General features: G+C 50.9%; 19 protein-coding genes. 10 read left to right on the top strand and 9 right to left on the bottom strand.

The features are described 5' to 3' along the window. Nucleotides 1–17: 17 nt before the first annotated feature. Nucleotides 18–374 carry a MerR family transcriptional regulator gene (locus CSR04_RS03845; RefSeq protein WP_102794939.1) on the bottom strand — a complete coding sequence of 119 codons (357 nt, stop codon included), beginning with the start codon at nucleotides 372–374 and terminating at the stop codon, nucleotides 18–20. A gap of 170 nt (nucleotides 375–544) precedes the next feature. Here CSR04_RS03845 and CSR04_RS03840 point away from each other — a divergent pair, with 170 nt between their 5' ends. Next, nucleotides 545–994 carry a hypothetical protein gene (locus CSR04_RS03840; protein ID WP_102794938.1) on the top strand — a complete coding sequence of 150 codons (450 nt, stop codon included), beginning with the start codon at nucleotides 545–547 and terminating at the stop codon, nucleotides 992–994. Nucleotides 995–1,119: 125 nt separating this feature from the next. Here CSR04_RS03840 and CSR04_RS03835 read toward each other — a convergent pair whose 3' ends face one another. From CSR04_RS03835 to CSR04_RS03820, 4 genes are read right to left on the bottom strand one after another with little or no spacing between them, the layout of a single operon-like run. Next, nucleotides 1,120–1,650: a GNAT family N-acetyltransferase gene (locus CSR04_RS03835; RefSeq protein ID WP_102794937.1), complete on the bottom strand. Its 531-nt coding sequence runs from the start codon at nucleotides 1,648–1,650 to the stop codon at nucleotides 1,120–1,122. Next, on the bottom strand, nucleotides 1,647–2,264 hold the full coding sequence (locus CSR04_RS03830) for a DNA-3-methyladenine glycosylase I (RefSeq protein WP_102794936.1): 618 nt from the start codon (nucleotides 2,262–2,264) through the stop codon (nucleotides 1,647–1,649). Before CSR04_RS03830 ends, CSR04_RS03835 begins: the two co-directional genes overlap by 4 nt. A gap of 9 nt (nucleotides 2,265–2,273) precedes the next feature. Next, nucleotides 2,274–2,561 carry a YciI family protein gene (locus CSR04_RS03825; protein WP_102794935.1) on the bottom strand — a complete coding sequence of 96 codons (288 nt, stop codon included), beginning with the start codon at nucleotides 2,559–2,561 and terminating at the stop codon, nucleotides 2,274–2,276. Next, nucleotides 2,561–3,160, bottom strand: a complete 600-nt coding sequence (locus CSR04_RS03820) for a TetR/AcrR family transcriptional regulator (RefSeq protein ID WP_102794934.1) — start codon at nucleotides 3,158–3,160, stop codon at nucleotides 2,561–2,563. The genes CSR04_RS03825 and CSR04_RS03820 overlap by 1 nt, the downstream gene beginning before the upstream one ends. A 316-nt stretch (nucleotides 3,161–3,476) precedes the next feature. Between CSR04_RS03820 and CSR04_RS03815 the strand changes: the two genes are divergently transcribed. Continuing rightward, nucleotides 3,477–3,803 carry a DUF7709 family protein gene (locus tag CSR04_RS03815; protein WP_102794933.1) on the top strand — a complete coding sequence of 109 codons (327 nt, stop codon included), beginning with the start codon at nucleotides 3,477–3,479 and terminating at the stop codon, nucleotides 3,801–3,803. A 24-nt stretch (nucleotides 3,804–3,827) separates the two neighbouring features. Here CSR04_RS03815 and CSR04_RS03810 read toward each other — a convergent pair whose 3' ends face one another. Further along, complete coding sequence (locus CSR04_RS03810) at nucleotides 3,828–4,151, bottom strand: antibiotic biosynthesis monooxygenase family protein (protein ID WP_102794932.1); 324 nt, start codon at nucleotides 4,149–4,151, stop codon at nucleotides 3,828–3,830. Nucleotides 4,152–4,177: 26 nt separating this feature from the next. Next, complete coding sequence (locus CSR04_RS03805) at nucleotides 4,178–5,860, bottom strand: carbon starvation CstA family protein (RefSeq protein WP_102794931.1); 1,683 nt, start codon at nucleotides 5,858–5,860, stop codon at nucleotides 4,178–4,180. Between the two features lie 166 nt (nucleotides 5,861–6,026). Here CSR04_RS03805 and xthA point away from each other — a divergent pair, with 166 nt between their 5' ends. The 6 genes from xthA to CSR04_RS03770 all read left to right on the top strand — a co-directional run bounded on the left by xthA (nucleotide 6,027) and on the right by CSR04_RS03770 (nucleotide 11,775). Beyond that, nucleotides 6,027–6,833 (top strand): exodeoxyribonuclease III, encoded by an 807-nt coding sequence (gene xthA / locus CSR04_RS03800; RefSeq protein ID WP_102794930.1) that lies wholly within the window; start codon nucleotides 6,027–6,029, stop codon nucleotides 6,831–6,833. Nucleotides 6,834–6,839: 6 nt separating this feature from the next. After that, on the top strand, nucleotides 6,840–7,496 hold the full coding sequence (locus CSR04_RS03795; protein ID WP_102794929.1) for an energy-coupling factor ABC transporter permease: 657 nt from the start codon (nucleotides 6,840–6,842) through the stop codon (nucleotides 7,494–7,496). Between the two features lies 1 nt (nucleotide 7,497). Beyond that, entirely contained in the window at nucleotides 7,498–8,781 is a 1,284-nt protein-coding gene (locus tag CSR04_RS03790) for a hypothetical protein (RefSeq protein WP_102794928.1), read from the top strand. A 268-nt stretch (nucleotides 8,782–9,049) separates the two neighbouring features. Beyond that, nucleotides 9,050–9,997: a trypsin-like serine protease gene (locus tag CSR04_RS03785; protein WP_216362505.1), complete on the top strand. Its 948-nt coding sequence runs from the start codon at nucleotides 9,050–9,052 to the stop codon at nucleotides 9,995–9,997. A 26-nt stretch (nucleotides 9,998–10,023) separates the two neighbouring features. After that, the gene (locus CSR04_RS03780) at nucleotides 10,024–10,932 is read left to right on the top strand and encodes a hypothetical protein (RefSeq protein WP_102794927.1); all 909 of its coding nucleotides are present in this window, start codon (nucleotides 10,024–10,026) and stop codon (nucleotides 10,930–10,932) included. 330 nt (nucleotides 10,933–11,262) lie between these two features. Continuing rightward, nucleotides 11,263–11,775: a hypothetical protein gene (locus CSR04_RS03770; RefSeq protein ID WP_102794925.1), complete on the top strand. Its 513-nt coding sequence runs from the start codon at nucleotides 11,263–11,265 to the stop codon at nucleotides 11,773–11,775. On the opposite strand, the gene CSR04_RS03765 is transcribed toward CSR04_RS03770, so the two are convergent. Further along, complete coding sequence (locus CSR04_RS03765) at nucleotides 11,753–14,245, bottom strand: serine/threonine-protein kinase (RefSeq protein WP_102794924.1); 2,493 nt, start codon at nucleotides 14,243–14,245, stop codon at nucleotides 11,753–11,755. The genes CSR04_RS03770 and CSR04_RS03765 overlap by 23 nt on opposite strands. A 25-nt stretch (nucleotides 14,246–14,270) precedes the next feature. Next, nucleotides 14,271–15,830 (bottom strand): sigma 54-interacting transcriptional regulator, encoded by a 1,560-nt coding sequence (locus CSR04_RS03760; RefSeq protein ID WP_102794923.1) that lies wholly within the window; start codon nucleotides 15,828–15,830, stop codon nucleotides 14,271–14,273. A 214-nt stretch (nucleotides 15,831–16,044) separates the two neighbouring features. Here CSR04_RS03760 and CSR04_RS03755 point away from each other — a divergent pair, with 214 nt between their 5' ends. Beyond that, nucleotides 16,045–17,277, top strand: coding sequence for a GGDEF domain-containing protein (locus CSR04_RS03755; RefSeq protein WP_102794922.1), 1,233 nt, complete (start codon nucleotides 16,045–16,047; stop codon nucleotides 17,275–17,277). Nucleotides 17,278–17,408: 131 nt separating this feature from the next. Then, nucleotides 17,409–19,523 carry a TonB-dependent receptor gene (locus tag CSR04_RS03750; RefSeq protein ID WP_102794921.1) on the top strand — a complete coding sequence of 705 codons (2,115 nt, stop codon included), beginning with the start codon at nucleotides 17,409–17,411 and terminating at the stop codon, nucleotides 19,521–19,523. The last annotated feature ends 3 nt before the right edge of the window (nucleotides 19,524–19,526 follow it).

Genomic DNA, 19,526 nt, shown 5'->3' with positions numbered 1-19,526 from the left:
TTAGAGTTAACGCTAAGTCAACTCACTTTTTGATTCTTATACAGCCAGATTTTATGTTCCAACACCGCCATATGTTGCTGTTGACGAGCAATATAGGCTTTTAGATTTGCCTGATGCTCTTCCAGCATGGCCTGACGCAGGGGGGCGGTACTGGCGCCCTGTTCACGCAGTTGGGCATATTGCAAAATGGCCTCCAGCGCCATTCCGGTTTCTTTTAAACGCAGGATGAAACCAATCCACTCCGCATCCTTACCAGTATAAAAACGATGGCCACTGCTGCTGCGTTGCACGTTCTTAAGCAGACCTATTTTTTCATAATACCTGAGTGTATGGGCCGACAGTCCCGTTACCTCTGCAAACTCTTTGATATTCATGGCTTGCCTATGCAACTAGTTGGAAAACAACAGCATACAGAACTTTCTTTACAATAACGGTGGGTCATTGTTAAAAACAGTTAGCGCATCCTGCCATGAATTGGTGAGATAAGCAGCCTTTCGTTGGGTGATGTATACAGACAGTAGAGAAAAATCAAAAAGGAAGCACCATGCAAGCAAAACAGGAAATTCAGGCGCTGCTGACAGAGCTGTATCAGCTTATTTCCGGCCCGGCAGGATATCAGCGCAACTGGCAACGCCAACAACAGTTGTTTATGCCCTATGCCAAGATGATTCGTACAACGGCAGATGAACAGGGGCATCCTCAGGCTATGGTCATGGCCATTGAAGATTATCCAGCCAATGTCACCCAACTGTTGGCGGGTCGGGCTTTTTTTGAAGTAGAAATTCACAATATTGTCGAAACCTTTGGCAATATTGCCCATGCATTCAGCAGCTATGAAGCCTGGGAAGATAAGGAAAAAACAGTGTTTATCAAGCGCGGTATAAACAGTATTCAGCTATTTAATACCGGCAGTGGCTGGAAGATAGTCAATATGTTGTGGGATGACGAGCGCCCGGGATTGAGCATGCCAGACAAATACAAAGCAGCACTTTAAAGCCAACAAAGCTGACCTTTGATTGATCAACGAAGCTAGACTGCTCCGGACCAAACTGGTTGAAAGATAATATAGCGGTAATTATCACCGATTTTATGCAGCGCCAACGCTGGCGCTCTAAATAATCACAGGCCCAAATCGGCAGGAATCACACTATAGCAATGCGCTACTTGTGGTTGCCCCAGATGATACAACTTGTTGCGCAGCAGCCCTTCGTATTTACCGCCCAGGGATTCTGCTACTTTGCGGCTGGCATGATTGTCGCGCAATAGATGTACTTCAATGCGCATCAGTCCCAACTGCCTAAAACCGTATTCCAGTGCCAGACGAGCAGCGCGTCTGGCCACGCCTTGGCCGGTTGTATCGCTGCGTACCCAGTAGCCCAGATTGCCTATTTTGTGTTGCTCAACCAGTTGGTTGATACCGACCCCACCCAGTAATCTGCCATCAGTCAAATCAAAGACGCCAAAACGGTAATCCGTGCCCTGCTGCAAGGCCTTAGGCGCGGTTTCCACCCAAAAACGCGCATCATCCAGGCTATAGGCCTCACTGCACCAGGGTAACCAAGGCGACAAGTGGCCGACAGACGCACGCACCGCTTCAAACAGTTTGCCAGCATCTTCGGCCCGGTAAGGTCTTACTTCAATCTCAATCATGCCGCTTTACCCGGTACGCGAAAGTCGGCTCTTGCCCTGGCAACTTGCTGACGGGTTACACAGTGTTCGGCATGATCGTTGACCAGCCCCATGGCCTGCATAAAGGCATACACAGTAGTGGGGCCAACAAATTTCCAGCCCTGCTTTTTCAAGGCCTTAGACAGGGCTTCGGAATGTGTACTGGTGGCGCGCATTTGTAATTGCTCGGTATCAGGCTGCGTTTCTTCAAAGCGCCAGAAGTAAGCGGCCAAGGAGCCTTCGCGTTCCACTAATTCTATGGCCCGTTTGGCATTATTGATCACCGCTTCAATTTTTCCCCGGTGGCGGATAATACCGGCGTCCTGCAACAGACGTTGAATGTCCTGCTCGTTAAACTGTGCAACTTTGTGAAAGTCAAAGCCCTGGAAAGCCGCGCGAAAATTCTCGCGCTTGTTTAAAATGGTGCGCCAGCTTAAGCCTGATTGAAACGACTCCAGACAGAGTTTTTCAAACAGGCGAATATCATCATCCACCGGAAAGCCCCACTCCTTATCATGGTAAGGCAAAAACTCCGGCGCACCGCCACACCAGTTGCATCGCGGTTGCTGATCACTGGGGTCAATATAGGTACTCATATAACATCCTTAGTGAAGTAAAAACGTCAGGCGCTCATCGGCCTGGTGTGGGGAGACTTCAATGATCTCGCTGCTGACCACCTGGTGAATAACAAAGGGATCGGCTGCAACCCTTTCCTGCAATGCCTCCAGCTCCACATTATGGGCCAGCAACACGCCCCCCATGGCTGGTTTCAGGCTACCCACCAGCATAAATACGCCATCTTCACGGCCAGCCTGGATCCAGTCTTTATGCGCCTGCATATACAAGCCAGCATCGGCGCATTTTTCGGCAAATTTTAATAACACAATAAACATCAACTCTCCTTGCTATTGTCGGATTCGGCCTGGCCAGCAAGCTGCTGCTCCAGCCATTGGTTTAGTTGTTGTACTTCCTGCTCAATAAAGGCCATATCGTCAAAGGCATTGGCCAGGGTGGCGATACCCTGACTGCGGGCAAGCAGATGCATGGCCAGTGAATCCGCCTGATGTTGGGAAAATCCCAGTTCAGTAAACTGCTCGCACAGCCATTGACGGAACAGACCAAACAACTTATTGGCGTTGGGCAACGCCTGATGGTTTAACTTCGCCAGTTCACTGGTCAAGCTGCCCACCGGGCAGCCGTATTTCACAATCTTGTTGCCGTTAGCGATCAGGATCTGAATAAAGCAAGCAATTCTGGCTTTGGGGTCTTCACCACTTTGCTGCCAGTCATCCAGCATTTGCCGGGTCCTGTCCAGGCGCAGAGCTATCACGGCATCCAGAATCTCGTCCTTGGTTTTAAAGTGATAGTAAAAATTACCCCGCGAGATCTGCACCGCATCGGCAATATTGGCAAAAGAGGTAAACTCAAAGCCTTGCTCATAGAACAATCTGTCGGCCTCGGCCACTATCTGCTGGCGTTTGGAAACTGGCATTAGCGCCCCTCTAGGACATTTGACCTACAGATTAGGACGATTGCCCTAGATATACAAGAGCAGTTTGATGATTTAGAATTTCTATAATGAAATCATATACTAAGTCGACACACTTACTTGCAAGCTGGCTTGTGACGAGGTTATATCCGTGAGGCAAGATAGATTCAAAGCAATCCAGGGGAACATGGGTATCAATGATATAAGGCAATCCAACTGACCGAACAAAAGCTGGATAACCCGGCTGAAATTCTGGACAAGGCTGGAATTTCACCTGACCGCCCCCATAACCCTGGGAGGTCATTATAAGGTGTATGTTATGTCTGCGAATTCAGAACTGTCCAATCAACAACTGCAATCGGTCAATCAAAAAATAGTCGCCAGCGGTGAAACCCTGCCGTCGGTGAGACTCAAAGATGGCAGCCAGGTACAAACCGGTACGGTGGCCACTATGCTGCACAATGTTGCCCTGTACAACAGCGGGGAACGCGGGCAGGTGGAAGAAGAACTGCGTCTGGCCGTGGCCACCCTGATTAAAGTAGGATTGTTTGACCTGTTTAGCCCGCAGGAGTGGATGGCCGGCGACAACCCGGGGCGCCGCTTTGTTGGCGAACAGGCCCTGTTGCACTTAAAGCAACAGAGCTGAGTCGTTACAGGGTCTGTGGGATGGCTACCCGCCGATTGGCTGATAGTTGCCTATATCCCCTTCAATCCCCAATCTTTGCATGGTTTCCTGGGCATTGAAACCTATGGCCTTATGGGCTTCCATTACCACGGCTTTGGCAGCATCGATAGCCGCCTGACTTTGCCACTGGGCAATAGTCACTATGTTGTAACGGCCCGGACCGGCCACTTGTTCCAATAGCTGATCCTGGATAAAGCCGGGCTGCTTGCGTAGAATTTCGTGGGTGGCCATCACCCGCTGTAAGAATTCGTCCCTGGCCCCCTGGGGCACCACAAATTTATCAACCCGAAACACAATGCTATCTGACATCGGATACTCTCCTTTTTTATATTTTGCTAATCCTGATTGACCGTCGCAACGGCGGCTTTATGTTTGGCGATAACCGACCAGGCTTCCAACATCACCAATACACTGACCACCAATACAACCAGATCCAATACCACCAGCAGCCAGTTACCCTGCTGGTAATATTCCCCCAACTTAATCACGCCTGCAAAAAACGCCATCACTAATACAAAGCTCATGGGCACCAAGGTATAAACAGCCGGACGATTAGCCTTAATCAGCATTACCGAAATCACCAGTAACGTCAGGCTGGCCAGGATCTGGTTAGTGGAGCCAAACAATGGCCAGATAATCATGCCGCCGCTGCCGGACGCACCACCGGCACCAAAGGCCAGCAACAAACAGCAAGCCACCGCCAGAAGTGTGGCCAGAATGCCATTTTTCAGGGCACTGACCTGATAGATCTCGCCCCATTCCTGAATAATGTAGCGCTGCAATCTGACCCCGGAGTCCATGGTAGTGCCGGCAAACAACACCACCATCACCGCCAGCAGGGTAGAGGAAATTTCAACGGACAGCCCCCAGCCACTTTGAATCAGGTTGGCCCCACCAGTGATAAAGGCACTGACACTGCCCGCACCAAGATGGCTGTATACCTCATGCCACTCTTCGGGTGACGCAGCCAGCATCACGCCGCTTACTGCCACTAGGGTAATCAGGGCCAGACACCCCTCGCCCACCGCACCGAGATAACCAACAAAGCGACCATCGGTTTCTTTGTCCAGCTGTTTAGAACTGGTCCCTGAAGACACAATGCCATGGAAACCCGATACTGCCCCACAGGCAATGGTGACAAACAACAACGGAATAATACTGGGCGTGTCCACCGCCAGTTGGGTATTGAATGCCGGCGCGGTGATATCTGGCATTGAGATAAATACCGCGCCATACAACAGCACCAAACCTACTAACAATTGCATGCCGTTGATAAAATCACGGGGTTGCAGCAGCATCCACACAGGTAATAGTGAGGCAATGGCGGCATAAATAAACAAGATAATAATCCAGTTGGCTTTGTCACTGAGGCCGAACATTTCAGTGGGTAAGGCCAGCGGTAACTCACTGCCAATGGCGATACTGTAATACAGCACTCCCACCCCAACCAGACACAAGGGGATAAGCGGCACCTTGCGCTTTAACAACTGGCCAATCACCAGTGCCACCAAAATGGCCGCCCAGGCTGGAAAAACCGAGTTAGGCTGCGACACAAAGGCATTGGCGATCACCACCCCAAACACCGCATTGACCATCAGCAGTACCAGAAATACCACCACCATAAACAGCGAGCGGGTGCGTTTACCAATCACCGACTCTGACAGTGCCCCCATGGATTTGCCCTTGTTACGGGCGCTGGCCCACAGTGCGCCCATATCGTGCACGCCGGCAAAAAAGATGGTGCCAAACACCACCCACAACACCGCAGGTACCCAGCCCCAATAGACTGCAATAGCCGGACCGACAATAGGTGCAGCGCCTGCCACCGAGGTGAAATGATGCCCCCACAGCACCACTTTATTGGTGGGCACGTAATCTACGCCGTCCTGTAGTTCATGGGCCGGCGTGACAAATCTGTCGTCCATGGCAAAGATTTTCTCGGCAATAAACCTGGAATACACCAACCAGCCGAACAACATACCAGCCAGGCCAAGTAAAACGATAGTAATGGATTGCATAGGGTCGCTTCCTTGATAATCTGTGCTTAAACATACCAGCTTGCAGAAAAAAAGCTCTGCACCTTTGGTCCAACCTCCGCCTGCGTGATATTTGCCCCTGATTCGGGGTGACTGCTAACAAGAGGATTTGCTAACATAACCTCATTATTTTCTAAATGGCCATCCCATGAAATTTATTTCCTTTAATATCAATGGACTACGCGCACGACTTCACCAGCTTCAGGCCCTGATTGACAAGCACCAGCCGGATGTCATCGGTTTGCAGGAAACCAAGGTGCATGACGATATGTTCCCGCTGGCCGAAGTGCAGGCCATGGGCTACCACGTGTATTTTCACGGTCAAAAGGGTCACTACGGCGTGGCCTTGCTCAGCAAGCAGGAGCCGGTCGATGTGTTACGCGGCTTCCCGACCGATGAGGAAGATGCGCAACGAAGGATGATCATGGGCACCTTTGTGATGCCGGATGGCAGCAAGGTAAGGGTACTGAACGGCTACTTTCCCCAGGGCGAAAGCCAGGATCATGAAATTAAATACCCAGCCAAGCGCAAATTTTACGCCGACTTACAGACATATCTGACCACACATCACAGTCCCGAAGAAAAATTAATCGTGATGGGGGATTTGAATATTTCTCATCAGGATCAGGATATTGGCATTGGTGAACCCAATCGTTTACGCTGGCTGAAAACCGGTAAATGCAGCTTTCTGCCAGAAGAGCGTGAATGGCTGAATCATTTGCTGAGTTGGGGATTAGCCGACAGCTTCCGCAGCTTACATCCCGAAGTTGTGGACCAGTACAGCTGGTTTGATTATCGCTCCAAGGGTTTTGATGACAACCGTGGGCTGCGTATTGATTTGATTCTGGCCACCCCGGCCCTGCATGAAAGTTTAGTAGAAGCAGGCATTGATTATGAACTGCGTGGCATCGACAAGCCGTCCGATCATGCCCCGATTTGGGCGGTTTACCGTTAAGTCCGCATGTTTGAAAATCTGACCTTGCTGCAAGGCCTGGCCTGGGTGGGTTACCTGGGCCTGATGTTGGGCTTGTTTAAGAACATGTCCCCCACCCAGCTTTTGCATGACAGGCGCAGCCAGCATCTGATCTTCGGCTCGGCGGCTTGTTTGTTTGTGCTGTGGTTATTCCGCGCTGGCATCTACGATGGTCTGAATGTACATTTTTTGTGGTTGTCGGCGCTAACCCTGGTACTGGGCTTACGGCGCGCCTTGCTTAGCAGCTTTCTGGCCTTGTTGGGTATTAGCCTGGTGGGTAAGGAAAGCTGGGCCATGTTTGGTGTCAACGGCCTGCTGGGCATCAGTGTGCCGCTGGCCATGAGCTACCTGATTTACAACCTGTCGTTTCACAAGCTGCCACGCCATTTCTTTATCTATATTTTTTTGTGTGCCTTTATTCCGGGTGCCTTATTAATCAGCCTGAAAATGTTGCTACTGGGCGGCTACTATTTTATTGACGGCATACATAGCTGGGAGGTGGTCGTCGACAACTACCTGATTCTGATCCCGCTGATGTTATTCCCGGAAGCCATGCTCAATGGTATGACCATCACCTTGTTGATTATCTATTGTCCCACCTGGGTGTATACCTTCTACGACAAATACTATCTGAAGGATAAATAAAATGCGTACGCTGCTGCTCACTCCCCTTCTACTGCTGTTAGGCGCTTGCCAGCCACAGCAGCAATCAGCGGCAGCACCGCCCAAACTTGAGGATCAGGGGTTTTATCAGCAGCACTTGGCCGTTTCCCCGTATCTTCCGGCGAATCTGGACGATGCCTATATCGCCTGCCCACTGACTGAACGACATACATCAGCGCATTACAAAACCGCCGCGCAAGTGAATTATGCCCAAACCGGTTGGGAATCAAGGCTGGCCGCAGACTGGCAGTTTTTCGGTGAAAGCACTGAAAACGGCCGCTTACTGGTGATTGATTTTAATCAGAGCCAGGATGGTCTGAGTTATCGTTATCTGGCCAACGGCCATAGCCAGGATCAACTGTATGAACCCTGGAGCTCGTCCAAAGTGATGGCCATTACCGCCGCCATCAGTCGGGCTCGCCTCGGTGGCGTGGGTGCAGACAGTCTGGCCGGTGCCTATCCTGTTGCCGACCTGATTACCAGTATCCATACCTATGAACCTTTCGGTAAGGCCGATGGAAACTCCAATGCCATTGCGTCCTATCTGGTCAATGTCAGCAGCCGCGACTATATAACCTCGTTGTTTCAGGATAAATGGCTGAAGCTGGCAAATCCGAACGTCAGTTTACGTGGCGCGTATGCCAGCGAGATATTTGATCCTGAAGTTGACTACTGGCAAGCCAGAGACAGCCAGCGTCAGGCAGTGATGCCCAGAATCAGCGACAACCAGCAGGACCCGGGTTATTTGGCCTACCGCTGCGAAAACTGCGGTCTGACGGGAAATAAGCCCATGACCACCCTGGCCCAGGCCGAATGGCTGAAACGTCTGGCCAGCCACCAACAGGAGCCGCTAACCCGACACCCAGGCTTACTCGAAGAGGATATTCAAACCCTGTTTTACGGCCTTGGACATTCCGATGCCCGTTTTCAATACGGCGGCATGCTGATGGGGATGTCCACGCTGGTGGGCGATGCCATTGCCAAGCAGCTTTCAACCGGTGCAGATGCCAAAAACGCATTGGATAAAGCCACCGATGGACAGTGGCGCATATTTCAGAAAATTGGCTGGGGCCCAAGCGGCACCCGTGGGCAATCCGAAGTGGTGATGCTGGCCCATGTCTGCCTGCCTTCTTATCAGGGTGGCAGAGCCTTTACCCTGGCAGCCCAGGCCGGTGTGCCAGGCGATCATGATTGGCAGGTCAATGACGCCGCACTTAAACTACAGCGTTTGCTCGACATGAGCATGGTCAAACTGCTGTCCAGATAAACACTGCATCTCAAAGCCACTCTCGGTTCAGAGTCTGAAATGACTCTGGCTTCCTTTCATTCCCGAACCTATGTCAATAAAACAAACTGACATGTCAGTGACATGTCATACCTCTTCCCGCACCCAAAGAAAAACCCTATCCAATTGAATTAAAAGAAATTAATTCTTGGCACGTTTCCTTCAATAACCTATCGCCACGGCGTTTTCAGTTTGTGCCATGGACAACACAAAACCCGAAATTTCATTAATCCGAAGAAAGGAGATCTAAATGACTTCTTCAACAGACGACAACCAAGAGTTTGCCGAACAAGTCAGTAAAGTGATGGCAATTCAGGAAGAGAACGAAGGACAACTGCTACAACTGGCCAATGTCAATGGTGTGGGGGTTGGCTTTAAGGACAGTAAAAACAAGCCTACCGACGAACTGAGCCTGAAAGTTTTTGTACAAAAAAAGCTCAAACCCGCCGAGCTGGATAAACAGGATATGGTACCGGCTAAAATCGCCGGCATTAAAACCGACGTAGTAGAAATAGGCGAAGTGGTTGCCCAGGCCTATACAGCCCGTCTGCGTCCTGCCCAGCCAGGCTACAGCATTGGTCATTATAAAGTCACCGCCGGTACCTTTGGTGCCATGGTTCGCGATGCCTGCTATCCCTGCCGTTACTACATTCTGAGCAACAATCACGTACTGGCCAACAGCAATGCCGCCAGAATTGGCGATGCGATTCTGCAACCTGGCCGGGTAGATGGCGGTACGAACCCTGCCGACCGTATTGCGACACTGGCTCGTTTTGTTCCCATCCGTTTTGGCAGCCTTAGCAAGCACAACCTGGTAGACGCCGCCCTGGCTCAACCTGTGGACATGCGCGACGTGTTCGCCTCAATCAAGAACCTGGGGATCCCCAAAGGTGTAGAAGAAGCGGCTCTGGGTATGCCAGTCATCAAGACCGGTCGTACCACTCAGACTACAGCAGGAACGGTAACCAGTGTTAACGCCACTATTGCGGTCAGTTATGGCAGCGCCGGTGTTGCCTACTTTAAGAACCAGTTTCTGACCGGCGATATGTCCGACGGTGGCGACTCAGGTTCGGTGCTACTCAATCGTAACAACAAAAAAGTGGTGGGCCTGCTGTTTGCCGGTTCCAGCACTGTCACTGTCTACAACAACATTCACAACGTCATGATGGCTCTCAATATCAGCCCGGTTACGGCCTGATTTGATTCAAGCAAGGAGAAATTACCATGAAATCCCAAACCGAACTTCACGAACTTAACCAACAACTTATCCGCCAAATTGAGGCTGCCGAGCAGGAAGAAATTGCCATCAGCCATAGTGAGATGCATGCCCAGGGACTGGAAGCACAGAATCACTGCGGCTGCGACAATGACACCCTGACCCTGGCAGGACTCAATACTAAAGGTTTGTTAGAGCTGGAACAGAAACAGGCAGAAAAGAGCCAGGCCGAATTTGACGCCATGGATGCACAAATGGCAGAAGATTCCGCCATGCCAAATATTGTTGCTCCCCTGCAGGTGGAAACCGGCTTTTTACCTGATGGCGCACAACTGCTGACACCCAGCTGGTCGCAGACATTCAGTGACAAGCTGGAAAATAACGACATGGCCCTTAGCAATGATATTGGCACACAGGCCATCGTCGGTGGCGGCAATTGTAAGAATGTCTGGAACTGGGCCAAAGGCGGCGGCTGGGGTTGCACCGGCGGTGTAGGTCAGAACACGCAGACGCTGTATTGGACGTTCTGGTTCAGACCCAAAGTGAGTCGCTTCTACTCCATTAAACCCAGGTTCCAGTTCAACGGCTATTATATAACCAAGGCCGATGACAAGTGGTACAACTGCAAAAACACCAGATTGCGGATTTCTGCCCGCACTCAGGCTTATCAGTATAACTGGAAGGGTTTGAGTTCAGTGGATATGGTCAATATTAATAGCGGCAATATCAACCTTAACCGGCGTCTAGACGATGCCCGCTTTACTAATTATTCGGCCTTACTGGGCAAGGATGACTGGGCTGCGATTGTTTGCTCAGTGCAACTGTATGTGCGGGCTCAGGGTAGCGGTTCCTATGCCAAAAATGACTTTTCCACCGGCGCCAACAAAGTGTGCGTGCCTTATGTAATTGTTAACTGACCTATCACCAACAAGGATGCAAAGGGCAGCTTATCTCTTCCAACAAGGGACAAGCTGCCCAGGACAGCAACACAGCCGGAAACAACAAAATGAATAGCGGTCATCACCTAAGTCGGGAACAACTTGAACAACTGGCCTTATCCCAGCCCCATGTGGTGGGTATAGCAGAAAGTTGCTCAGCAGCAGGAAAGCCCGTCATCAAGCTGCTCGTAGATTGTCCCGTCGAGCAAATCACGTTGCCTGACGCTCTCCAGGCAGATGGCATAGAGCTGCAATATGTCGGAGATGTCAAAGCGCAGTGAACAACCAATAATTTATGGAGAATCAACAATGAAAGCTTTTATATCCAGTCAGTCCAACCAGTATCTGAATCTGGACGCCAGAAATATCGCCACCAGGGTGGAGCTGGCCCTGAATATCGTGGATAAATCCGCGCCGGACAGCTGGCGGGTCACCTATGAAAATCACCAGGTTGATCACTTTATCACCCATTTGCGTAGAAAAGCGCTAAAGCAAACCGCTGACCTGTATTTTAAGATCAGTTGCGCGAATGAAGATTTGAGATTCGCCAAATCTTGCAGTGCCCACTCCAGGCAGGCATTCGATGGGATTCTGTTCGTGGCGGGTAATCATACCATGCGGGAAATGCGTGCCGCCGAAACGGAACTGGTTAAACCAGACTTGCTGCGCCTGAGTATTATCCCATCTGACTACTGGACGCTGGATCCACGCGTGAAGGCCGATAAAGGCAGTAAAATTGGCTTTCGCTTTGTAATTCAGGATAAACGCGACAATGTCTTTTTCTCCCACGATCCTATCATCAGTGTACCCGACTGGGACTAGCAGCAGCTTGTGGCAAGGCAGAAAACCAGACCAGCGAAAACCAGCCGTCGGCAATGCCGGCGGCTATGGCTTTTTGCTTGTAGACCAGTGCAGTGTCCAGTTCGTTCAATAAGCAGTACACCAACGACAAACTATAAAGCAGAAACGGATCCTGACTGTTTAGCTGTTCGATTTGCATCAGCATGGCCATGGCCTCTTCCTGCAACCCCAATTGCGCGTATATCTGCGCCAACGCGAGTTTCTCATTGATGCTCGGCGATGGTATCGCTTCCAGCAGTTGCTTACCTTGCACATAGGCCTCACGACTCTGGTGAGTTAAACCATTCAGAGACAGCGCATCAGCCAGGTTTAACAGCGCAATGGGATTACTCGGTGCCAATTGGTAAGCCTGCTGCAGATAGCGCATAGCCTGGTCATATTGCGCCTGCATCAAATACGCCAAGCCCAAATTGCTGAGCACCCCTGCATCCTGCTTTTTGTCCTTGTCGGGTAATCTGGCATAACTGCTTATCACCTCGGGCCAGCGCCCCTGGTAAAACTGCATAACGGCCATGAGCTGCACAGCTTTGGCGTGCGCGGGATCTTTGTTCAGTAAAACGGTCAAAGCCTGCTCAGCGGGTTTGTACTGCTCAGCTCGATACAGCATCAGAGCGTAATTATACAGGTGACGGCTGGCGGGTCGCCGGGCAATGATCTGCTCCATTAGCAGCCTGGCTTTAACCTGCAAATTTTGCTGGAAGTACCATCTCGCGCGCAGGTACAGCACCGAATCATCGACAGCGAATTGTTGTTCCAGTTTTTTAAGCCAATGGTCGGCCTGAGCAAAATCCTTTCGAACCAGGGCATGCTCAATGGCATCAGTCATCAGGGTCTTTTTACTGTCCAGATCGGCAATTAATGACAACATTTCCTTGCCTTCATCCAGCCAGTCCTGCTGCCGGGTTTGACGATACTGCTGAATGTAGGCCATTAATAACGCGTGGCAAAACTCAATGTAGTCACATTGTCTGTCCACACTGCGCTGTAACCATTGTACGTATTCGTCCAACGTCGTGCGCCCTTGCTCATAGCTCAACCTGATTGACAGGTAGTCACGATACAATGGCTCATCGGGCACCTTATGAACAAAATAAGTCCCTCCATCTTGCTGAAAGAAACGCCCGACAAATTGTCTGACCGAGTCATCCACAAACAGCAATCTGTCGACCGGGATCCAGGTTTGCTCCTGCCTCACGACAATGGCGGGATCCCCCCGCCACAAACGCAAAGTCACAGCGCATTTAGCCTCGATACAGTCAAGTTGGGTTTGCAGCACATCGTCTGCGGCGGTAATAGTCAGCAAATCAGTCACACTGTCAGAGCTATTCCACTGATCCAGTTCATCCAGTGCAATTAGCTTTAATTCTGGATTGTGCTGGATCCCCATGTTCACCGCCTGACCGATGGCGGCTTGAATCAAGGGCATATCCTGGACATCCTTGAGCGTCTGAACGGTAGGGGGTAACACAGCAATATAACGACTGGGTTGTGGCCAGAATTGCCATATCGCAACCGCCATCAGCAATACAACAGCCGCAGTTGCAGAATTAAGCCAACGCCTGCGTTTGGTAACGCGCTTATGCTTAGCCTTGGCCATCAGCGGATTCACCAGTTCCAGGGTGCGGTTTTGCCCTCCTTGCTCATCGGCATTTAGTATTGACCTAAGCCTTATCACCACCTTTGCCGCCGATAAAGGGCGTTGCAAGGGCGATTTTTGCAGCAACTCCGCCACTAATTCATCCAACACCGAATGACCAGAAGCCAGTTGGGGAAACTGTGCATCGAGGAAAGATTCCAGCCACTTATCCCCAGACAGACCACGGCGCTGCAAGGGGTGTTCTCCGCTCAGCATATGGAACATCAGCACTCCCAGAGCAAACAGGTCTGACTGCCCATTGACGGCTGCGCCAGCCAGTTGTTCCGGACTAGGGGCGTATAAATTACCTAGTTGACCGCTGCCTTCCTGCTGCACCGCCTTGGCAATGCCGAAGTCACCGATTTTTACGCTGTCGTGCTGATCAAAAAAGATATTTTCTGGTTTCAAATCCCGATGAACAAAACCAGCCTCATGAATTACCCGCAATCCTTTAGCAATCTGTAATGCGTAGCAAATTGCCTGTTCCGTCTGCAACTTACCGCCATTGAGTTTATCCGCCAGTGTCGGCCCAGGCAGAAACTCCATTACAATAGCGGTTTGTCTGGCTTCGGCCTGTTCGACAATATCGTAAATGGCGACAATATTGGCATGTTGCAGCTTGGCCTGCAGCACGGCTTCCAACTGCAGGTCCTGACGATGATAGTGGTGCAACACTTTAATGGCCACCGCTCGCTGTAACCGTTCATCAAAGGCCTTGTACACTTTGCCATAGCTGCCTGAGCCTAACAGTTCGCCAATCTGATAATGACCCATTTTCGCCAATATGCTTTCCATCAACTAGCAGGCTCCTGCAAATGCGTTAGTTCAGACCCATCTCATTCAGTCGTCGCTTTAATGCCGCTTTTGACACATGCAGTTGATTCACCATCTTTTCCATGTCACCACGACTATCCAGATAACATCGTTCAATCTCAGTCGCCGGAATATCACTGACACGGCGTACCAGTTCACTGGCGTCCATTTTCTGGTAAAGGGCCGCCCGGGATATATTCAGAGCCTGGGCCGCCAATTTAATCTGCCAATGGTTATTTTCAAGTGCTGTCAGCATTTCTTCATCGGTGATTTCGCTGGGCTTTCTTTTGCCACGCGTATAAATGCTGGACACCTCATTGATTGAGGCCTGAGATTGCAAAGCAGTAATGGCGGTATGCGCCAGACCGTCACTGAAGCTTAACCAATCAAACTGGTTGACTGTTTTATATCCCATCAGACCCACACAAAGTTGCGTCACAACATTCTGCAACTGGCGAATGTTTCCGGGCCATTGAAGCTGACAGCAAAAAGCAAAAAACCAGGCCCAGTAGCAATACCCTTCCTGATCTGCAGCATGCAACTTGTTTTCCTGAGCGGTGTCAGCCAGACGCCGTTGCAAAAAATAGCTAAGCAGGCAGCCGATGTCTTCGGCCCGTTGACGCAGTGGTAAAATCTCAATCACCAACCCTGCCAGCCTTTGCAGCAGCGGCATCCTGAACAACTCGTCACCAATCAGCTGTTGTAAATCTGCATCGGTAGCCGTAATAACCCTGACATCCACTTGCTGCGGATGCTGGCTGCCGACAGCCTGAATAACACCAGCTTCAAGGGCTCTTAGCAGGGACACCTGCATTTCCAAAGATGCTTCACCGATTTCATCTAAGAAAAGACTGCTATTGTCAGCTTGCTGAAAGCAGCCCTTGCGATCCACCGCCCCGGTATAAGCCCCTTTGACACTGCCAAACAGCTCAGTGGCAATCAACTCTTTGGGCATTGCCGCAACATTGACCGACACCAGTTTGTGTTGATGCCTGGGACTTTGCTGGTGAATCGCTTTAGCCACCAACTCCTTGCCGGTGCCGGACTCCCCCCGAATCAGCACCGGGCTGTGCAGCGGCGCAACCTTGCTAATGGTATTACGCACGTCAACCAGATTATCACTCACCCCAATCAACCCCATCGGATCTGGACTGTCGGCTGAAACATCCAGGCTAAGATGTAACAACAACACAATACGTCCGGCCAGGATAACAGGTACCCCTTGGTGTAGTTGCTGTGCAGTAAAGTCCCTTCTTTCGATTAACTGATGGCTGGCATCTGACAGCTGAATAGGGCTTTGTTTCCTCTCCAACCGCCAGCTGTCCCCCTGTTTAGACAGTAGCACTGGTGCCCTGCTCACAAATGGGTCTGACAATGGTTGCAGAGGTTCTCCGGCAAATCCAAATAAGGGAAACAGCCGGGAGATTTCTATACTGTTGGTTTCAGGTCGACATTGCTGACCGATACGGTTCAGATCAGGATGGAACACAATAGTCAGGGTAAAACGTTGTTTTGCGCGGCAACGCAACAGCCGCACCGGTAACTGTTGCAAGGTTTCCTTTAGCATCAGCGCCTCCCAAATTACGCTTCACTCTGGATACCGCTGGCGAGTAAATAAACGAAGTTTGTTTTTAATCTTTGTTGTCAACGGGTTGTCAGCCACACAAGTATAGCGATACTTTGTGCTGCTGTGATAAAGCCAGCCGGACAGGACTGGAACCTTTCAACTCTTGCATGGGTTGTTTTAGAATGGTTGTCGAACCAATAAGGAGTGCTACTTTTTGCAAAACCTGCAGTTATTGGCCCGGCGCACATTTCCCGCTCTGATACTACTGACACTCTGCCTGATGGCAGCGCAAAGCGCCCATCCCTGGTTGCTTAAATGGTCCGGACAGTTAGCTTATCTGCCATTTCTGGCAATGGGCTGCGCAGCATTGGTGGCGATAAAATTTTCCCGCTCCCGCATGACACTGTACTGTGTGTTGCTGCTTTTACCCTATGCAGCTCAGCTTTACTCTGGACAATTATGGCTAAACCCCGACACTGTGCCATTACCCTTGCTGCTGATGGCCGCCATGGCCTGGCTGCTATGGGATAAAGACCGGGGTTTTGCGCCCTTTAATGCACTGCTTGGATTGGGGCAGATTGGTTTAGCGATACTTATTGCTTATCTGCTTTATACCCCACTCACAACTCTTTCGCTTAACTGGCTGGCGCCAGTGCAACAATGGTTATATCCCACCTATTCGGCACACTTTAGTGCACTGGATGTGTCTCTGTACGCCATATTATTGCTGACAGCCCTGCTACGCATTGGGTTGAGTCCAACCAATAATCATTGCGTATTATTTGTCAGCCTGTTGCTGCTCCCTCTGATGCAATGGCATGGTCCGCAACAGCTCCTGTCCATACAACTGTCCCTGCTGTCTATTGCCTTGTTGTTTCTGCTCAGTGTTATTCTGGATAGCCATAATATGGCGTTTCGCGACGAACTGACTGGCATCCCGTCACGCCGGGCACTAATGCAATATGTGCAGACCCTTGGTAAAAAGTATGTGGTGGTGATGGCCGATATCGACCATTTTAAGTCATTTAATGATACCTATGGCCATGATGTGGGGGACCAGGTGCTGCGTTTGGTAGCCAGCCGTATGACCAGGGTGACGGGCGGCGGTAAGGCCTTCCGTTATGGCGGCGAGGAATTTACCCTCATTTTTCCACGTCGCGAGCCAGCGCAGATAGTACCGCATCTGGAAGCACTACGAGAGGATATCGCTAATTACCAGATGGTGATCCGAAGCCCAGACAGACCGCCAAAAAAGACCAAGCAAACGGCCAAATCCAGGTCAAAAAAATCATCACCCGGCAAGCAGAATGTACGGGTGACCTGCAGTTTTGGTGTGGCAGAGCGAAGCAGCAGAGCCGGCGAATTTATGGCGGTGATGAAACAAGCGGATATGGCCTTGTATGACGCCAAAAAGGCCGGCCGCAATTGTGTAAAAACCAGGACATAAGCAAGACGGCTACGTATTGAACCAACCAGGTTATGTGCTGGTAGGATCAGAATAGGATCATATTAATGAGAATTGATTTCATTTAACCAAATGGTAGACTCCCGCGCACCACAACCCAGGGAAGTCATATAATGAAAATCAAACCTCTGTCCGTCGCCATTTTTACCAGCCTGTTAGCTTGCGGCATACAGGCCAGTGAAATTGAGCGACTGGAAATCCGCAGCGAGCGAATGCATTCTGAGCTGAACTCCATTGCCCGACAGGTCTCGGTGATCGATCAGCAAACCCTGCAACTGGAATTCGCCAGCGCCAACAATCTGGCCGATGTACTGGCCAAACTGGTACCCGGCATGGCCCCGCCCTCTCCTGCCCTGACCAACTTCGGCACAACACTGCGCGGACGCAATGCACTGGTATTAATCGATGGTGTACCAATGAACACCAACCGTAATATCAGCCGCGATCTGCACAATATCGCCCCTTCTCAGGTAGAACGCATCGAGGTATTTCGTGGCGGTAATGCAGTGTTTGGCAGCGGTGCCACCGGCGGTGTCATTTACATACATACCCGCAGTGGCAGCGCCCAGAACAGCGCGCAAACTCAACTAAGCAGTCGCTCCAGCCTGACCGACTTTGGCCGTGACAGCACCTCAATGACCCTGGCCCATCAGCAAGGCGGCAGCAATGGTAACTGGCGCTATCAGTTTGGCGGCAGCCTAACCCAACATCAGGGTTTCTATGATGCGGATGGCGATATGATTGCCCCCGAGCCAAGCCAGGGGGATGAATCCTTCTCCGATATTCTGAGTTTAACTGGCAAGCTGCAGCGACAGTGGCACACGGGTGAGTTTGTCTTGTCCGCCCTCTACCACAATCTGGAGCAGGACTCTGAGTATGCCAGTGACCCCAGTGTCAACACCCAGCCTTATATCAGTAAGGCCAAGGCTATCAAAGGCCTGCAGCTTGATAAGCAAAATACTATTCGCAATCTGGTGTTAAATACCCAGCTTAGGCAAACGCTGACAGCGGACCACAAACTCAGTGCCCAGCTTTACCACCGCGATTATGCCGCCCGTTTTTATCCTTTTGATGGCAGGCCTTTCGCCACCTGGAATCATCTGGCCCAAACCTATCTGGACAGCCAGACCACAGGGGCCAGGCTGACTTTGACGTCCAGTCTCAGCCACAATCTTGAACTGGACTGGGGCCTGGATCTGAGCCGCGAAAAAACCGCCATGCCGGTCACGGTGTACGACGGCGACACCTATGACCGCTCCGCTGGTCTGGTATTTATTGAAGCCGGTGAGAAGGATTTTGTCCCCGACCTGACCCACAGTAATCAGGCAGCTTTTGTGCAAGGGCGCTACCAATTCAGCCCCGACTGGACGCTGGAGGCAGGCCTTCGTCATGAAAAAATTAAAGCCAGCTTTGAGGATTTCACCACTTTGGGCAGCCAGACACAAATCCATGGCAGTGAGTATGATTACAGTGCCACAGTGCATAACCTGGCCCTGACCTGGCAGGTGAATGACAACCACAGCCTATATATTGCCAATAATGAAGGCTTTGAATTACCGGACATCGGTTTGCAGGTACGCTATGCGGCCAGTGCCTTTGATCTGCGCCAATCGAATCTCAGCCCGGTGGAAACCGACGATTTCGAATTGGGCTGGCGCGGCAATATAGCGGGTCTGTCAATCAGTGCCGCTCTGTTTCGCTCAGAATCGGATCTGGGTGGTGTTGTCTCGCAAAATATGGGCCTTAGCCTGAAACGAAATCAGGTGCGTATTAAGGGCTTTGAGGCCAGCGCAGCCTATGATTTTAACGATCAGTGGCGCCTGGATCTTAGTTACAGCCATGCCAGCGGGGAAGAAAAAGCTGAAAATGCAGAACATTACCAGCCCATGTATGGCTTTAGCATTGCCCCGGATAAGCTCGCTGCCAGCTTGCAATACACCAACCAAAATGGCTGGCAAAGCCAGTTACGTATCACGGCGGTAATGGACCAAGACTATCGTATCAATGGCGCAAATGCTTTTGGTCGGCGTGATGTGCAAGGTTATCAGTTACTGGATCTGTCCAGCCACCTGCCGCTTGGTGATGGCATGCTGACGCTGGCGTTGGAAAACTTGCTGAACGAGGATTACTTCCCGCTGTACAGCCAGTTGCAGCGTAGCGGAAAAAATGACACGTCACTGCCGGGTCGCGGCAGAATGCTATCGGTAAGTTACCAGTATCATTGGTAAGCC

Origin of the sequence: Bowmanella denitrificans (assembly GCF_002887595.1) — a bacterium.
In the GTDB taxonomy this organism is placed as follows: Bacteria; Pseudomonadota; Gammaproteobacteria; order Enterobacterales; family Alteromonadaceae; genus Bowmanella; species Bowmanella denitrificans.
The sequence above is the reverse complement of the archived record's forward strand: the minus strand, read 5'-3'. Positions and strand labels throughout refer to the sequence as shown.

Bases quoted from the DNA above. Each gene is read 5' to 3' on its own strand.
- CSR04_RS03845 (WP_102794939.1), bottom strand. From the start codon at position 374: ATGAATATCAAAGAGTTTGCAGAGGTAACGGGACTGTCGGCCCATACA.
- CSR04_RS03840 (WP_102794938.1), top strand. From the start codon at position 545: ATGCAAGCAAAACAGGAAATTCAGGCGCTGCTGACAGAGCTGTATCAG.
- CSR04_RS03835 (WP_102794937.1), bottom strand. From the start codon at position 1,650: ATGATTGAGATTGAAGTAAGACCTTACCGGGCCGAAGATGCTGGCAAA.
- CSR04_RS03830 (WP_102794936.1), bottom strand. From the start codon at position 2,264: ATGAGTACCTATATTGACCCCAGTGATCAGCAACCGCGATGCAACTGG.
- CSR04_RS03825 (WP_102794935.1), bottom strand. From the start codon at position 2,561: ATGTTTATTGTGTTATTAAAATTTGCCGAAAAATGCGCCGATGCTGGC.
- CSR04_RS03820 (WP_102794934.1), bottom strand. From the start codon at position 3,160: ATGCCAGTTTCCAAACGCCAGCAGATAGTGGCCGAGGCCGACAGATTG.
- CSR04_RS03815 (WP_102794933.1), top strand. From the start codon at position 3,477: ATGTCTGCGAATTCAGAACTGTCCAATCAACAACTGCAATCGGTCAAT.
- CSR04_RS03810 (WP_102794932.1), bottom strand. From the start codon at position 4,151: ATGTCAGATAGCATTGTGTTTCGGGTTGATAAATTTGTGGTGCCCCAG.
- CSR04_RS03805 (WP_102794931.1), bottom strand. From the start codon at position 5,860: ATGCAATCCATTACTATCGTTTTACTTGGCCTGGCTGGTATGTTGTTC.
- xthA (WP_102794930.1), top strand. From the start codon at position 6,027: ATGAAATTTATTTCCTTTAATATCAATGGACTACGCGCACGACTTCAC.
- CSR04_RS03795 (WP_102794929.1), top strand. From the start codon at position 6,840: ATGTTTGAAAATCTGACCTTGCTGCAAGGCCTGGCCTGGGTGGGTTAC.
- CSR04_RS03790 (WP_102794928.1), top strand. From the start codon at position 7,498: ATGCGTACGCTGCTGCTCACTCCCCTTCTACTGCTGTTAGGCGCTTGC.
- CSR04_RS03785 (WP_216362505.1), top strand. From the start codon at position 9,050: ATGACTTCTTCAACAGACGACAACCAAGAGTTTGCCGAACAAGTCAGT.
- CSR04_RS03780 (WP_102794927.1), top strand. From the start codon at position 10,024: ATGAAATCCCAAACCGAACTTCACGAACTTAACCAACAACTTATCCGC.
- CSR04_RS03770 (WP_102794925.1), top strand. From the start codon at position 11,263: ATGAAAGCTTTTATATCCAGTCAGTCCAACCAGTATCTGAATCTGGAC.
- CSR04_RS03765 (WP_102794924.1), bottom strand. From the start codon at position 14,245: ATGGAAAGCATATTGGCGAAAATGGGTCATTATCAGATTGGCGAACTG.
- CSR04_RS03760 (WP_102794923.1), bottom strand. From the start codon at position 15,830: ATGCTAAAGGAAACCTTGCAACAGTTACCGGTGCGGCTGTTGCGTTGC.
- CSR04_RS03750 (WP_102794921.1), top strand. From the start codon at position 17,409: ATGAAAATCAAACCTCTGTCCGTCGCCATTTTTACCAGCCTGTTAGCT.